Origin of the sequence: Rheinheimera sp. SA_1, from assembly GCF_001669775.1 — a bacterium.
Taxonomy (GTDB): Bacteria; Pseudomonadota; Gammaproteobacteria; order Enterobacterales; family Alteromonadaceae; genus Pararheinheimera.
This window is the reverse complement of sequence record NZ_LXWK01000015.1, coordinates 441,931-457,546: the sequence shown is the minus strand read 5'-3', so window position 1 is coordinate 457,546 and position 15,616 is coordinate 441,931. Positions and strand designations below refer to the sequence as shown.

Genomic DNA, 15,616 nt, shown 5'->3' with positions numbered 1-15,616 from the left:
AAAAGCCTCACTGCGGCTGGCAGTTGGCCGGAGCCGCTGCCAGTTCCGGGTGTTGTTTCAGATAAAGTGCCGTGCGTTTGACTGCGGCTACCACCGCTCTTGGCGTGATCGTCGCACCGGTAAACTGGTCAAACTCGCCGCCATCTTTTTTCACGCCGAAGCGTTTATCGTCGGCACTTTGCACTTGGCGCTGGCGGAAACTGTCCATCCAGTTCCCTTTACGCATCTCAATTTTATCACCCAGCCCCGGCGTTTCCTTGTGGCTCAGCGTCCGCACACCCAGCACAGTACCATCCGGCGTGATAGCCGCTAATAACTGAATATTGCCGCTGTAACCGTCCGGCGCAGTGGTTTCAACAACATAAGCGGCCAGTTCATCGTTTTGCCGCCAGCGATAAGTTTTTGCCTCGCGTTGAAAAAACACATCGGATTGTTGCAGCACCAGACAATCTTGCAGCAGTTCTGCAGAAGCTGCACCAGGTGGCAGCACTTCCTGCAGCAACTTTAATTTTTGCAGCTCTGCTTGCTGCGCGATTTTGGGCGCAGTCAACTGGTTAACGCTGGCAACCAACAACACACATACCGCCGCGGCTGCACCGAGTAACAGGGCGTTTTTACTGACAAATTTCAGCATCAGTAGGATCCTTTAGGCTTATGACCGTAAGTTCGCGGGCGGCTGTAATAATCAATCAACGGTACCGCTAAATTGGCCAGCATCACCGCAAATGCCACGGCGTCCGGAAAACCGCCAAAACTGCGGATCAAATAAATCAACAGCCCAATTAAGGCTCCATAATACAAACGGCCACGTAAGGTGGTGGACGCCGACACCGGATCGGTGGCGATAAAAAATGCCGCTAACATGGTGCCACCACTGAGCAAATGAAACAGTGGGCTGGCGTGTAAATCCGGGTCAATTAAATAACCGATTAAACTGCAAAGCCCGAGACTGCCCAGTACCGCCAGCGGAATTCGCCACTGGATGACTTTTTGTTGTAGCAGCCACAAACCACCGATTAAAAATGCCAGATTGACGTAGTTCCAGCCAAGGCCGCCAATGCTATCAAATACTGGTTGTTGCAAGCTTTCAGAGATGGTTTTACCGGTCGACAAATCTGTTTTTAAGGTGTCGAGTGGTGTTGCCATCGTCATGCCATCGATATCGGTTTTCAGCTGGGTCAGGCTATAACCTGCGCAGCTGAAATCGGTAAATACCGCGCACACCGGATCCAGCACTTGTTGTTGCTGCGCCTGTAACGTCAGCGGTGGCAACCAACTGGTCATTTGCTGTGGAAAGGACACCAGCAAAAAGACATAAGCCGCCATTGCCGGATTAAACAGGTTATGACCTAAACCACCATACAGCTGTTTCACGATAATAATGGCAAAAGCAGTGCCCAACACGATGATCCACCAGGGCGCAAAAGCCGGAATAGACACGGCCAACAAGACGGCAGTCAACATGGCGCTGTGGTCTTTTAACCTTGGCAACACTGGTTTTTGCCTTAACCGCAGTACCAGTGCTTCACTGGCCCAGGCGGTGATAATTGCCAGAACCAGCTGCAGCAACACGCCGTAGCCGAAAAAATAAACCTGACAAGCGATACCAGGCAGACAAGCCAAGATCACTTTTTGCATCAGCACAGAGGTGTGTTGCTGACTGTGATGGTGCGGCGAGCTGGCGATTCTGAAACTCATGCCTGGTCCTTAGGATCGGTAGCTGATAACTGTTGTTGTTTGGCTTTTGCTCTGGCGATAGCGGCAGCAATTGCCGCTTTACGCGGATCATCCGCAGGCGTGTCAGGAGTCGCAGCAGTGGACTTTGCGAGTGCAGAAGTATCCGGCGTATCTGTTATTTTTGTGGTCGTTGCTGTGCTATGGGCACTCTGCGGGACATGAGACATAGCGACAGATCCGGCATCTGTCTGTTGTCGCTTGGCCTGGGCTCTGGCAATAGCTGCTGCCAGTGCTTGCCGTTTAGCGGTTTCGCGATTGGCATCTCGATCGGTATCGCTGCTCGCTGCAGCGTCGTGACTGCTTGCTCCTGAGTCATCACTTTGCGGCTTGACAGGTGCAGCAGTTGGCGCTGGTAGTGGTTGTGGTGTTGGTTCAGCCTGCGCCTTTTTTGCTTTGGCGCGGGCGATTGCAGCGGCAACAGCTGCAGCTCTGGTATCGAGTATTGGCTCTGCGGCAACCGCAGTTGCAGCGGGCACCACAACGGATGTCTCCCCGGGTTCAGTCTGCGCTTTTTTCGCTTTGGCACGGGCAATTGCGGCTGCGACGGCAGCAGCACGTGGATCGCTGGTTATTTCAGGCTGACTTTGTGCCGGCTGAGTGGCCGGCAGTGACGCAGCTGCAGGTTCATTAGCTGCGGCCGCGTCTGCAGTGTCCGCTGAATGTTGCATTGACTGCTGCGTTGCTTTTTCTGCCTGATAAGCTCTCGCCGCTGCTTTTTTCTGCTCACGCAGTGCGATAATTTGCTCTTTGCTAAGTTCAGTTGCCGTGTCTGAAGTCGCAGCAACCCGTTGCTGGGCCTGCTCAATTTCACGGTTTTTTTGTTGCTCAGCCATCAGTTGCTGACGTTGTAACGCCAGTGCCTGATTGCGGGTAGCACGTTGTTGTTTTTCCTGCTCCAGCCGTTCATTGCGCGCTTCAAAGCGGGCTTTGGCCTGTTCGGCTTTTAGTTCGTCGCGGCTTTGTTCGCGAATTTCGGCTTTGGCCACCCGATAATAATGCACCAACGGAATTTCGCTCGGGCAGACATAAGCACAGGCGCCACATTCGATACAGTCGGCCAAATTGTATTCTTTGAGTTTATCCAGATCTTTGGCTTTGCTATACCACAGCAGTTGCTGCGGCAATAATACTGCCGGACAGACTTCAGCGCAGGCACCACAACGGATGCAGTCCATTTCGTTGCTGGCTGAAGGTAATTCCGCTTGCGATGGCGCCAGAATACAGTTGCTGGTTTTTACCACCGGTACTGACACCGAGGGCAGGGTGAAACCCATCATCGGGCCGCCCATGATAATACGCTGCGCGGGTTCCGGGCTAAAACCACAGGCATCCAGTAAATAACCAACAGGCGTGCCGATCAGCGCTAACACATTTTGCGGTTGTGTCAGTGAATCGCCCACCACTGTGACGATCCGTGAAATCAGCGGCATATCTTCCAACACGGCCTGGGCGATGGCAAACACGGTACCGACGTTTTGCATCACAATACCGATGTCGAGCGGTCGGCGACCGGCTGGAACTTCTTTGCTGGTCAGTAGTTGAATAAGCTGTTTTTCGCCACCGGACGGATATTTGGCCGGTACCGTTTTCACCAGATATTGTTCGCGCTGGCTGCAGGCGGCCTGCATTGCGGCAATTGCCAGTGGTTTGTCATCTTCAATTCCAATCAACACCGCTTTTGGGCCTGACAATTCGCACAGAATATCAATGCCTTTGACGATGGTGGTGGCGAATTCCTGCATCAGCACGTCGTCGGCGCTGATATAAGGTTCACATTCCACGGCATTTATAATCAGATAATCGACACCGCTGGCGGCACCGGTTTTTAAATGAGTGGGAAAACCGGCACCACCCATGCCGGCTATACCGGCGTCCTGAATGCGCTGTAACAAGCTTAATCGATCACATTCCGGCAGATGCAAAGGGTGACGTTCGCGCCATTGCTCCAGGCCATCGGGAGCGATCACCACACAAAGCTCTGGCAATGCCGACGGGTGCGGGGCAATATGCGGCTCTATCGCCAGCACAGTTCCGGACGTTGGTGCATGCACCGGCACGGCCATAGCGTTATTAGCAAACGTCAGCGGCTGACCTTTTAAAACGTGCTGACCTACGGCAACTAACAACGCGCCAGGCACACCAATATGCTGACGTAACGGGACGTATAAACGGTCTGGTAACGCCAGGCGGCCAATCGGTTTTTGGCTGGTATGTTGTTTGCGGGCGGGCGGGTGAATTCCCCCGTGAAAATCCCACAGCTGACCGGCTTTGATTTGCTGAAACAACGACTGCACTTACCTGCTCTCCAACACGTTGCTCTCTACCACATGCACCGGAATGGCTTCTAAATTCCATTTCCAGCGCTCAACAGTACCGGGTAACGGCACCATATCAATACAATTAACCGGGCAAGGCTCGACACATAAATCACAACCGGTACATTCATCAATAAGCACGGTATGCATCAGCTTGGAAGCGCCGACAATAGCGTCGACCGGACAGGCCTGAATACATTTGGTGCAGCCAATACATTCATCTTCCCGAATGTAGGCTACACGTTTAATCGCAGGCGTCTGAGCGCTATCGAGTGGTGTTGCTGCAACACCCATCAAATCGGCCAGTTTTTTAATGGCAGCTTCACCGCCGGGAGGACATTTATTGATGGCATCGCCATTAGCGATAGCTTCGGCATAAGGGCGACAGCCAGGGTAACCACATTGCCCACATTGGGTTTGTGGCAGAATATCGTCAATCTGATCTACCAGCGGATCAGCTTCCACTTTAAAACGTAACGCGGCATATCCCAGAACAGCGCCGAAAATCAGCGCCAGGCAGCCAATCGCAATCAGGGCAACAAGCATCGACATCTCATACCTTAACCAAACCGGTGAAGCCCATAAAGGCCAGCGACATTAAACCTGCGGTGATTAAACCAATAGCGGCACCACGAAATACTACCGGCACATCGGCGCTTGCTAACCGCTCGCGCATCGCGGCAAACAATACTAATACCAGTGAAAAGCCTACGGCGGCGCCAAAACCATAGATCACTGAACCAAATAAGCCATGATTGGCATTGACGTTCAGTAACGCGACGCCGAGCACGGCGCAATTGGTGGTGATCAGAGGCAAAAAGATACCAAGTAAGCGGTACAACGCTGGGCTGGTTTTGTGGACCACCATCTCGGTGAACTGTACCACCACGGCAATGACGAGAATAAAACTTAAAGTGCGCAGATAACTGAGCTCCAGCGGCGCCAGAATGTAAAATTCCACCAGATAACTGCATAACGAAGCGAGTGTCAGGACAAAGGTGGTCGCCAGACACATGCCGATGGCGGTATCCAGTTTGTTGGAAACTCCCATAAACGGGCACAAACCCAGGAATTTGACCAACACAAAGTTATTGACCAGGATGGTACTGAGCAGTAACACGAAAAATTCAGTCATCATATGTATATCTTCAGGTGGTCAAACAGGGTCTGTTGACCCCTGGATCAGATCAGAAAAGTCGCAGCAACCAACCGTTCTGGAATAGCTGCGTATTATGCGTGCTTTGAGTCCGCCAGACAACCCGACTTGAAGCAGGGTTATTGTGCTAAAGGTTTAGTTGATGCATTTATCAGCCATCAGGTCTTACATCGCTGCAGGTTTACCGATGTAATAGCCCTGTGTGCCGTCAATAAACAGCGATTCGAGCATATGTTTTTCTTCCTGCGACTCGACACTTTCCGCCAGCACACCCACACCGATGCGATGGGCTAAATCAATCATCAACCGCATAAAATACTGATTGTTTTTGTCTTCATCGATATGACGGGTATAGCTGCCGTCCATTTTGACAAAATCTGGTTTAAGGTCGCGGAAAAATTTAAAGGATGTGATGCCAACGCCAAATTTTTCCACCGTTAAGCGGGCGCCACAACGATGCACCATATCGATAAAACGCTTACTGGTTTTTAAGTTCTGTTGCAGGCCAAATTCAGTGACTTCAAATACCAGTTTACTGGCGATCGAGGCATCTTTCAGTAATCGGCGTTCCAGCCAGATCACAAACTGATCGTCATGCACACAACGTGGCGATAGGTTGAGGCCGAAATATTGATCCTGAATATTGCGATTTTTGATGGTGGTTAGCGCTGTTTCAATGATTAAACGGTCCACAGCAATAATTTTATCAAGTTTTTCCGCCATAGCTAAAAAGGAGGCGGTAGGTAAAATCTGGTTTTCCACTGTTTTAAAGCGCACCAGAATTTCAGAATAGGTTTTTGACGAGCGGTTTGCCGGCTGTACCGTTTGCACCAGCAAACTGATGCGATTATTGGCTAATACATCATCGATGACATTACGCCAGTTTTGATTACCATAACCACCCACACCAACTTCACCCGCAGCACTTTCTTTTTGAATATGCCAGGCATTGGGTTGTTTGGTTTGTGCGAGGCTAATTGAGGTATCGGCGATGGCAAGCAATTCACCCAGTGCCTTGCCAGTTTCGTAGCTGACCAAACCGGTGTAGGCCACTGAATCGAGCTCGGTCAGTTTTTGATATTCGTTAAATTTGCTTTGCAGTTGCATCGCAAAATTTTCAGACTCTTTGGGGGTGACCCGTGGCAGCATAATGCCAAAATCGCTGCTGTTGAGGCGGTACACTTTATTATCGCGATAGGTTGCCGCGACTTTTTGTACCAGTTCTGCCACTGCCTGTACGTATTTATCACCTTCGTGATAACCACGGCTTTGATTAATGTTTTGCAATTCAGTACAGCGGGTAATGGCAAACACGCCAAAATCGACCTGACTGCCATCACGCAGATGATCTTCATAATATTGCACAAAACGGTTGCGGTTCGGTAACCCGGTGACGCCGTCTTTAAAAGCATCTTCGGTGACTTGCTTCGCGGTTTGCGCCATTTCATTAAATTGTTTCTGGCTGAAGCTGGCAAATGTGTTTAAAGACTGGGTGACGTCATGAAAGTCAGCCGGCAATTCCTGTACATGCAAATCGGCGGCAGGATCTCGCATAAAACGTTCGATCGCTTGGCTGATGGTGTGATTGGCTTTTTTTAGCATCCCGCCGATCAGCACCGGGCCCATAATGGCCGGTAATAAAAACAATAATAAAGGTGCAATCAGCATCAGCCAAAACGCTTGCATAAAAGTGGCGTTGCTTTGGTCAAAATTGGGGGTGAATTTGATTTGCAGATCATGCTCATCGGACTTTAACAGCGCGGGTTGCTGCTCAATGCCACCTAATTCCTGAATGGTATCTAACAGAGCAGAGCGGGCCGTCGCATTATTGTGCTCATGGACGACAGAGCCGTCTGCTTTACTGATTTCCAGCATCTGAGGATTGACGCTGCTGCGGATTTGTTGGACCAGATTCTTATAGTCGTCCCCAACAAAATTTTTCAGCAGATGACTGATAGTATTTTTCTGGCTGTCGTAACTTTGTTTGACAGATTGTTTTTCCGTCATGATTAACGCACTAAGTACCACTGCAATCAGTAATAAAGCGCACAACAGCTGAGCAATGAACAGGGTCCGTAACATTTTCATAGCGGTGTAATTTTCCAATTCAGCAAGGAATCAACTCAACTATAGACGGCATCCTGATTGATCAGGAACTAGGAGTTATATAAATTCAATTAAAACAAAAAATTGCAGCAAAATAAACATACTTTACGTACAACAGGCTAAATTAGCGCAGATCGGCCGAAAACAGGCAGTTAGGGTGGAATTGAGTCAGGCGTGCAGTTTGGAACGAAGTGGATATTTTGTTGAAAATATGACTTAGGTGGCTCCCCAGGTTGGACTCGAACCAACGACCTACGGATTAACAGTCCGCCGCTCTAACCGGCTGAGCTACTGAGGAATTGTACGCGGTTATTTGATGTTATTTCAGTTGGCTCCCCAGGTTGGACTCGAACCAACGACCTACGGATTAACAGTCCGCCGCTCTAACCGGCTGAGCTACTGAGGAACTGAAATAACGTGTTGTAAACTACAGTGGCTCCCCAGGTTGGACTCGAACCAACGACCTACGGATTAACAGTCCGCCGCTCTAACCGGCTGAGCTACTGAGGAACTGTGTCTGCAACGGGGCGCAATACTAATGCCATGATTCGAGGCTGTCAACAGTTTCACCCGCACAAATCGCCCATTCTGATTCACTTGCTGATTGTTTAGTCAAAGTGCGCAAAAAGTGCCTGAATTCGATGCTTTACTGCCAATTTTATCCCTGTTGAATGCCGGTGGTTTTATCGATCTTGCGCCAGCGTAGAGCCGGTAAGGCTTGCAGCACTTTACTCACAGAATCTGTGGATATCTTTGTGGATGACCGGTGTCGCGCCTGTGTGAAGTCAATAACAATGCGGGCTGGAGCCAGATCAATATCTAAATTGAAAAATATTTATTTGTTTTAATACAATGACTTATAAATTTGCGACCAATGACATTCCCGCCAATTAACGGATCTGCTGCAGATATGTCCGTTCCATGACCATTGTGAACTGTTTTTCCACGGAACGACCAATAAATAGCAGAGTTTGCCCGGGAAAAAATAATTTTCGGTACAAATTAGTAACACAATGATCAAATGTCTGGTGTTCGTGGCTTTGAGCATTCGCGAGATATTTGCAAAGGTGAATGGAGCTGGGGCGCGCTTTTCTCTACAATGGCGCACCCACGCCTTTAAGCCTGCGCTATGAGCCAAAAAGCTGTAACTAAAATGACGATGACCGACGGTGATATTCGCCAGATCCTGATCCGGATGACGGTCCCGATGTTATTTGGCATGATCACCCTGATGTCGTTTAATCTGGTCGACACCTTCTTTATCAGTATGCTCGGCACCAAAGAGCTGGCTGCCGTCAGTTTTACCTTTCCGATAACTTTTACTGTAATCAGTCTGGCGATTGGCCTGAGCATTGGTACTTCTGCCTTAATTGCCAAAGCACATGGCAGTGGTGACAGCAGTGCCGCCAAAGCAGATGGACTGGCAGCTTTGTGGTTGTCAGCCTATCTCGTTATGGCATTGTCGTTAGTGGGTTACTTGTTTATGGATCCGTTGTTCCGGTTGTTGGGAGCGAAAGACGATACCTTGCCTTTTATCCACGACTATATGAATTGGTGGTTTTTCGGCGCAGTATTTCTGATTACCCCAATGATCGGCAATGCGGTGCTGCGGGCTGCCGGAGACACCAAAACACCCAGTTTAATGATGGCGTGCTCCGGCGTGATCAATGCGGTGCTCGATCCGATCTTAATTTTTGGCTGGGGACCGGTACCGGCGATGGGCGTGGAAGGTGCGGCTATCGCCAGTCTGATTTCCTGGCTGGTGAGCTTTGGGCTCATTCTTTATTTAATTGTCTATCGGCGGCAATTGATTGATAAAGGCCACCAACCGTTTACAGAGTTTATCGCCATCAGTCGGCGTATTTTGCACATTGGTTTGCCTGCCGCGGGCGCCAATATGCTGACGCCACTGGCGATGGCCATTCTCACTGCGGTGATGGCTAGTTATGGCGCCCATGCAGTCGCAGCTTATGGTGTTGGTGCCCGTATTGAAAGTATTGCCAGTTTAGTGGTGTTGGCGTTGTCGATGACATTACCGCCTTTTGTCAGCCAGAATCTCGGTGCTGGGCAGATGTCCAGAGTACAGGCTGGTTATCAGATGTGTATCCGTTTTGTGTTAGGTTGGCAGTTTGCGGTTTACCTGCTGTTGGCAGTTGGTGCCTGGTGGATTGCGTTGTGGTTCTCTGAAGACCCGGCAGTGGTTGGTCTGATTCGCAGCTTTATCTGGATTTTACCTCTGGGTTATGGATTACAGGGCATTGTCATTCTGACCAACTCTTCTTTTAATGCGCTGCATTTACCAATGCGGGCGCTGGGCTTAAGCCTCATCCGGTTATTTGTGTTTTATGTGCCGATGGCCTGGCTTGGCGGTAAATTATTTGGTGTACTCGGGGTCTATAGTGGGGCTTTGCTGGCGAACGTGATTATCGCCGCCATTGCCTTTTATTGGTTTCGTCGTACTTTAGCTGAATTGCAAACCGGTACCGTGCCGGTCAATGCCTAAGGATGTTGTGATGTCGCGCGATTTTGAACTGCATTCACCTTACCAGCCGTCCGGCGACCAACCGACCGCTATTGCTAAATTGATTGACGGCCTGGAGTCCGGGCTGGCGCATCAAACCTTATTAGGCGTCACCGGATCAGGTAAAACTTTTACCATGGCCAATATCATTGCCGGCGTGAATCGGCCGACCTTGATTATGGCGCACAATAAAACGCTGGCGGCGCAGCTCTATGGCGAGATGAAAGAGTTTTTCCCGAATAATTCGGTCGAATATTTTGTGTCTTATTACGATTATTACCAGCCTGAAGCTTATGTCCCGGCCAGCGACACTTTTATCGAAAAAGATGCATCGATTAACGAACATATCGAACAAATGCGGTTGTCGGCGACCAAAGCGCTGATGGAGCGACGCGACGTTGTGATTATTGCCTCGGTATCGGCGATTTATGGTCTGGGCGATCCCGAATCTTATATGAAGATGCTGCTCCATCTCAAAGTGGGCGATATTGTTGACCAACGTTTTATTCTGCGCCGGCTGGCAGAGTTGCAATACTCCCGTAACGATATGGCGTTTGAGCGTGCAACGTATCGGGTGCGTGGCGACGTGATTGATATTTTCCCGGCCGAATCTGACGAGCTGGCAGTGCGGCTGGAATTGTTTGATGAAGAAATAGAACGGATCAGTATTTTTGATCCGCTGACCGGTGTTGTTGATCGTACCGTCACCCGCTATACCATTTACCCCAAAACGCACTACGTCACCCCACGCGAGAAAATCCTCGAAGCGGTCGAGAAGATTAAAGTTGAACTGGCCAGTCGTCGCGCCCAGTTACTGGCTGACAATAAACTGATTGAAGAACAGCGTATTGGTCAGCGCACCCAGTTTGATTTGGAAATGATGATTGAGCTGGGTTATTGTTCCGGCATCGAAAACTACTCCAGGTATTTGTCCGGTCGCGCCGATGGCGAGCCACCGCCAACTTTGCTCGATTATTTTCCGGCCGATGGTTTGATGTTTATCGACGAATCACACGTCACTATTTCACAAATTGGCGCCATGTTTAAAGGCGATCGCTCACGCAAAGAAAATCTGGTGAATTATGGTTTCCGGCTGCCATCAGCACTGGATAACCGGCCACTGAAATTTGATGAGTTTGAAGCCATAGCGCCGCAGCGGATTTATGTTTCTGCGACGCCGGCAGCTTATGAGCTGGAAAAATCGGCCGGTGAAGTGGTGGAGCAGGTGGTGCGGCCAACCGGATTAATTGACCCGGTGATTGAAATCCGGCCGGTGGGCTCGCAGGTTGATGATTTGTTATCTGAAGCATATCGCTGTGCCAAACGCGGTGAACGGGTGTTAGTGACGACGTTAACCAAAAAAATGGCCGAAGATCTAACCGATTATTTGTCCGGCCATAATGTAAAAGTGCGTTATCTGCATTCGGATATCGATACGGTGGAGCGGGTGGAAATTATTCGCGATTTACGGCTGGGCGTGTTTGATGTGTTGGTCGGTATTAATTTACTGCGGGAAGGTCTGGATATTCCGGAAGTGTCGCTGGTGGCGATTCTCGACGCCGATAAAGAAGGCTTTTTGCGCTCCGAGCGATCCTTGATCCAAACCATTGGCCGTGCAGCACGTAACATCAATGGTAAGGCGATTTTGTATGCGGACCGGATCACCGGTTCAATGCAAAGGGCGATCGATGAAACCGACCGGCGTCGTGCTAAGCAAGTCACTTATAACGAATTACACGGTATAACCCCAACGCAGATTTCGAAAAAAATCGGCGATGTGATGGATTTAGGCCAGGACGCGAAGAATGATAACGCACTGCCAAAAGTGGCTGAGCATCTGAAACTCATCAAAGGAAAAACACCGTATCAAGTTCAGGCGGAAATTAAAAAATTAGAAACGCAGATGCTGCAACACGCGAAAAATCTGGAGTTTGAGCAGGCTGCTATGCTGCGTGATCAGGTTCATGCGTTACGACAGGCATTGCTGGAGATTTAATAAGATGAATTTTAAATGAATGCTGGTTTTATCGGCATTTTTGCTGAGTATTATTTACAAATGAATTTGTATCTTATTGATTTCTAAATGTAACAAAATGTATTTTGTAAATATGCGCATTTAATCGATAAAATTAGTTGTATTCATTTTTGATTAAGTTTGACCACGTTAAGCTTGCCCTCGAATTCATCACCAGCCAGAGGGCATTTTTATGAAATCTTTTATGTTAACTGCATTATTCTCCGTGATTGCTATCCCTGCTATGGCCAGTTCTTACCAGTCACAAACCGACCTGAATTACGGTTGGGTTGATATCGGCAATGTTGATATCAATGCCTGGCAAGCCAAACATCGATTCTTTTTAGCACCAGTCTCGACTGATGGCGCTGTACCATTGGCAGAAGCTGCTTTTATGCAACGTCAATCAAGCCTGGCGGCAACTTTTACCCAAGCGACTGTTGATGCTGCGGGTCAGGATGTACACAACAACGCCTGGTCGGTCGGCGGCGAATACATGGATCGCAGCCACAATTATTATGCTGCGGTTGATATGCAATTTATCAACAACAACAAGGCGTATGAAGCAACTACCAAACTTGGTTACTTTGTCCAAAACGACTGGTTAGTGACGGCTGATATTTACCACACTAAAGACGATTTGGGTCGTACTGCACTGGAATACGGTGCCAGCACCAAAAAATTACTGGACTTAAACACCGGCGACTTTATTGCCATCACGGGTGGCCTGCGCAACCATGATGATTCCACGCTAACGAGTTATGAGGTGGGTGCAGATTATTACTTCGGCAAAAACTTGTCAGTGGGTATAGGTTATCACTGGATTTCTGCAGGTGTGTTCCAAAGCGACAACGATGGTTTTGAAGTGCGTAGTAACTGGTATGTGCTGCCAAACCTGGCGCTGAACGCTTCAGTCGGTCGGGTGTTCCTTGATGATGTCAGCCTTGACGAAACTGCCTACCAGGTTGGTGCCAGCTACCGTTTTTAAAGGTTGCACCGTTTTGCGCAGTTAACCTGTATTAAATTGCTGATTGCCCCGTTCGCGGGGCTTTTTTTATGGTCGCTGCAGGCGATCCTTGCTGCAGCCTGTTTTATCAATCATGGCGAACGAAGGCAACAACCCCGCATCTTCAAGGATGCGGCTATACATTTTCCGGACTTTACCTTAGGCTGTGCTGCGCGCTTAAGGTAAGTCCGGGATTTTTTTATGAAATATTACTTCAGCCTGTTTCTGCTTTGTTGCTGCTGGATGATCCAGGCTGCAGACGCGGCAGCACCAGCCATTACAGCCGCTAAGTCAGCTACCACGAATTCTGTACTGACGTTAGTCGTAGACAATTACCCGCCTTATATCGACGAATTAGCACCGGAACAAGGCGTGTTAAGCCAATTGGTGATCCAGGCCTTTGCCTCGGCCGGTGTGGCCACCGAACTTTCTTTTCAACCCTGGCCCAAGGTGCCGGTCGAAGCAGCACAAGCCAATCGGGCGTCATTTTTGTGGTTTAAAACCCCAGAGCTAGAGCAAAACTGGATATTTTCAGAACCTATTGTCGAACTGCGACAGATGTTGGTGACCACCAGCCAGTTTGAATCCAACCTGCAACGTTTTGATGAATTGCGGCCGTACCGGATCGGCAGCACCAAAGGCCATTTTTATGGATCTGAGTTCGCAGCGCAGCGTAAGGATTTTCGCTTAACCGAAGCGGTTTCTGACTACGCCAGTCTGCAAAATTTGCTGGCCGGAAGGGTCGATGTGATCTTGATGGATCCAATAGTCGCGCAGCTGATGTGGCAACAGTTGCCGCCGAAAACTGCCAAATTAAAGTTTCTGTCGAAACCGCTGTTGACAGCACAGCCTGCTTATCTGGTATGTTCCCGTAACTTCCTGCCCTGTTTTGCCGTGATCCAGAGTTTTAATCAGGCATTGTTGCAATTGCAGCAAACCGGAGCAGATTTGCAAATTTTTGGTTTTGGAGTCAAAAAAGAAGAATGAAAGCTCTCTTCCTGTTCGCCACCACTCTGGTTTTACCCGTGGCTGCCGCCGATCATTTACCGCCATTGTTACCCTGGGATGGCCCAACCCAAGCGCTGATCCAACCACAACATCCTTGGGTGACGCCGGCGGAGCTCACCGATTTAACAGCGACTCCTGATTATGCACAAACTATTAGTTATCTGAAAAAACTGGTCGAAAGTTCGCCGCTGTTCCGCTTGGAAGTGGTGGGTCAAAGCCCGCAAGGCCGCGATATTTATCTGGTGAAAGCCAGTACGCAGCCGGACTTGGTTGGCAAATCAGGTCGGCCTACTTTGCTGGTGCAAGCCGGAATTCACAGTGGTGAAATTGACGGCAAAGATGCCGGTTTAATGTTACTGCGGGATATTGCCCATGGTGATAAAGCCGGATTGTTGGCGCAGGTGGATTTGTTATTCATTCCGGTACTGTCAGTGGATGCCCACGAGCGTCGTGGTGAACATCACCGGATGAATCAGCGCGGACCATTGCAACAAGGCTGGCGCAGTAATGCTTCTAATCTGAATTTAAACCGCGATTACGCCAAGGCCGACAGCCTGGAAATGCAGGCGCTGTTAAAGGTACTGAATCAGTATCAGCCAGACCTGTACATGGATGTGCATGTTACAGACGGCGAAGACTATCAATATGATATTACTTATGGTTTTAACGAGCCGTTTGCCAGTTTAAGCCCGAATGGTGCCAGCTGGCTGGCGCAAGTGTACCGGCCTTATCTGGATCGGCAACTCAGCCGTCAGGGGCATATTCCGGGGCCTTTGGTGTTTGGCCTGGATCGGATGGATTTTAGCAAAGGTTTAAGCGGCTCCACCTCTACACCGCGTTTTTCCAATGGTTATGGTGACGTGCGGCATTTACCGACTATTCTGGTCGAAAATCACAGTTTAAAACCCTATAAACAACGGGTGTTGGGTACTTATGTGTTGTTGGAGCAAACGTTAAAACTGCTCCAGGATCAGGGCAAAGCGTTGCAACTGGCAAAAAAAGCCGATGAAAATTTCCGGCCGCAGCAGCAAGTATTATTGTTTAAAGCAGCCGAGCAACCTGAGCTGATTCATTTTAAGGGCATAAGCTACGAAATAGCGCAAAGCGACATCAGCAAAGCGCCTTATGTCAAATGGACCGGTCAGGCCAAAGATTATGTTGATTTTCCGGTGTACTGGGAAAAAGTACCGGCAATTGAAACCGAAGTTCCGTCGGCTTATTGGATCCCACCACAGTACCAGGATGTCATTAAACGACTGGAAATCCACGGCGTAAAAATGAGCCGGCTTACCGCAGCGAAGACATTGGAATTACAGCAACTGGTGGCGTCGAAGCCCGAATTTGCCGGCAAGTCGTTTGAAGGTCGGGTGGGGGTCAGTGCCACCTTTACGCCTCAATGGCGACAGCTTGAGCTGGCTCCTGGATCAGTGCGCGTCAGTACCGATCAGCCGTTGGGCGCTTTGGCTGTGGCATTGTTGCAACCGCAGGCACCGGATTCTTTCTTTAGCTGGGGTTTTTTCCACGGCATGTTTGAACGGACTGAGTACTTTGAAACTTACGCTATTATTCCGTGGATTGAACAACAGCTGGTCGCCGATCCTAAACTGAAACAACAGTTTGATGAGGCAGTGAAAGCAGATGCAACACTGCAAAAAGACGGTCAGGCGCGATTGGACTGGTTTTATCAACGTTCACCGTTTTATGATGAACAGTATCTGAAATATCCGGTACTACTGGAACGGTAATTTATTAA

At 49.3% G+C, this 15,616-nt stretch carries 11 protein-coding genes and 3 tRNA genes; 5 read left to right on the top strand and 9 right to left on the bottom strand.

Going from position 1 to position 15,616, the window contains the following annotated elements:
- Positions 1-7 precede the first annotated feature (7 nt).
- From rsxG to A5320_RS09265, 9 genes are all read right to left on the bottom strand, one after another.
- The gene (gene rsxG, locus A5320_RS09305) at positions 8-634 is read right to left on the bottom strand and encodes an electron transport complex subunit RsxG (RefSeq protein WP_068063730.1); all 627 of its coding nucleotides are present in this window, start codon (positions 632-634) and stop codon (positions 8-10) included.
- Positions 634-1,698 (bottom strand): electron transport complex subunit RsxD, encoded by a 1,065-nt coding sequence (gene rsxD / locus A5320_RS09300; RefSeq protein WP_068063729.1) that lies wholly within the window; start codon positions 1,696-1,698, stop codon positions 634-636. The genes rsxG and rsxD overlap by 1 nt, the downstream gene beginning before the upstream one ends.
- Positions 1,695-4,031 (bottom strand): electron transport complex subunit RsxC, encoded by a 2,337-nt coding sequence (rsxC, locus tag A5320_RS09295; RefSeq protein ID WP_068063727.1) that lies wholly within the window; start codon positions 4,029-4,031, stop codon positions 1,695-1,697. The genes rsxD and rsxC overlap by 4 nt, the downstream gene beginning before the upstream one ends.
- Positions 4,032-4,604 carry an electron transport complex subunit RsxB gene (rsxB, locus tag A5320_RS09290; RefSeq protein ID WP_068063725.1) on the bottom strand — a complete coding sequence of 191 codons (573 nt, stop codon included), beginning with the start codon at positions 4,602-4,604 and terminating at the stop codon, positions 4,032-4,034. It lies immediately after the preceding gene.
- Position 4,605: 1 nt separating this feature from the next.
- A complete protein-coding gene (gene rsxA / locus A5320_RS09285; RefSeq protein WP_068064832.1) occupies positions 4,606-5,187 on the bottom strand; it encodes an electron transport complex subunit RsxA in 582 nt (193 codons plus the stop codon).
- A 186-nt stretch (positions 5,188-5,373) separates the two neighbouring features.
- The gene (locus A5320_RS09280) at positions 5,374-7,296 is read right to left on the bottom strand and encodes an EAL domain-containing protein (protein WP_068064829.1); all 1,923 of its coding nucleotides are present in this window, start codon (positions 7,294-7,296) and stop codon (positions 5,374-5,376) included.
- A gap of 239 nt (positions 7,297-7,535) precedes the next feature.
- A tRNA-Asn gene (locus A5320_RS09275) sits at positions 7,536-7,612 on the bottom strand.
- Between the two features lie 31 nt (positions 7,613-7,643).
- Positions 7,644-7,720, bottom strand: a tRNA-Asn gene (locus A5320_RS09270).
- Positions 7,721-7,747: 27 nt separating this feature from the next.
- Positions 7,748-7,824, bottom strand: a tRNA-Asn gene (locus tag A5320_RS09265).
- Between the two features lie 643 nt (positions 7,825-8,467).
- On the opposite strand from A5320_RS09265, the gene A5320_RS09260 reads away from it, so the two are divergent.
- The 5 genes from A5320_RS09260 to A5320_RS09235 all read left to right on the top strand — a co-directional run bounded on the left by A5320_RS09260 (position 8,468) and on the right by A5320_RS09235 (position 15,608).
- Positions 8,468-9,817 carry an MATE family efflux transporter gene (locus A5320_RS09260; protein WP_231916698.1) on the top strand — a complete coding sequence of 450 codons (1,350 nt, stop codon included), beginning with the start codon at positions 8,468-8,470 and terminating at the stop codon, positions 9,815-9,817.
- Between the two features lie 10 nt (positions 9,818-9,827).
- Positions 9,828-11,831: an excinuclease ABC subunit UvrB gene (gene uvrB / locus A5320_RS09255; RefSeq protein WP_068063722.1), complete on the top strand. Its 2,004-nt coding sequence runs from the start codon at positions 9,828-9,830 to the stop codon at positions 11,829-11,831.
- 211 nt (positions 11,832-12,042) lie between these two features.
- Positions 12,043-12,837, top strand: a complete 795-nt coding sequence (locus tag A5320_RS09250) for a putative porin (RefSeq protein WP_068063720.1) — start codon at positions 12,043-12,045, stop codon at positions 12,835-12,837.
- 219 nt (positions 12,838-13,056) lie between these two features.
- On the top strand, positions 13,057-13,842 hold the full coding sequence (locus A5320_RS09240; protein WP_068063717.1) for a substrate-binding periplasmic protein: 786 nt from the start codon (positions 13,057-13,059) through the stop codon (positions 13,840-13,842).
- Positions 13,839-15,608 (top strand): M14 family metallopeptidase, encoded by a 1,770-nt coding sequence (locus A5320_RS09235; protein WP_068063715.1) that lies wholly within the window; start codon positions 13,839-13,841, stop codon positions 15,606-15,608. The genes A5320_RS09240 and A5320_RS09235 overlap by 4 nt, the downstream gene beginning before the upstream one ends.
- The last annotated feature ends 8 nt before the right edge of the window (positions 15,609-15,616 follow it).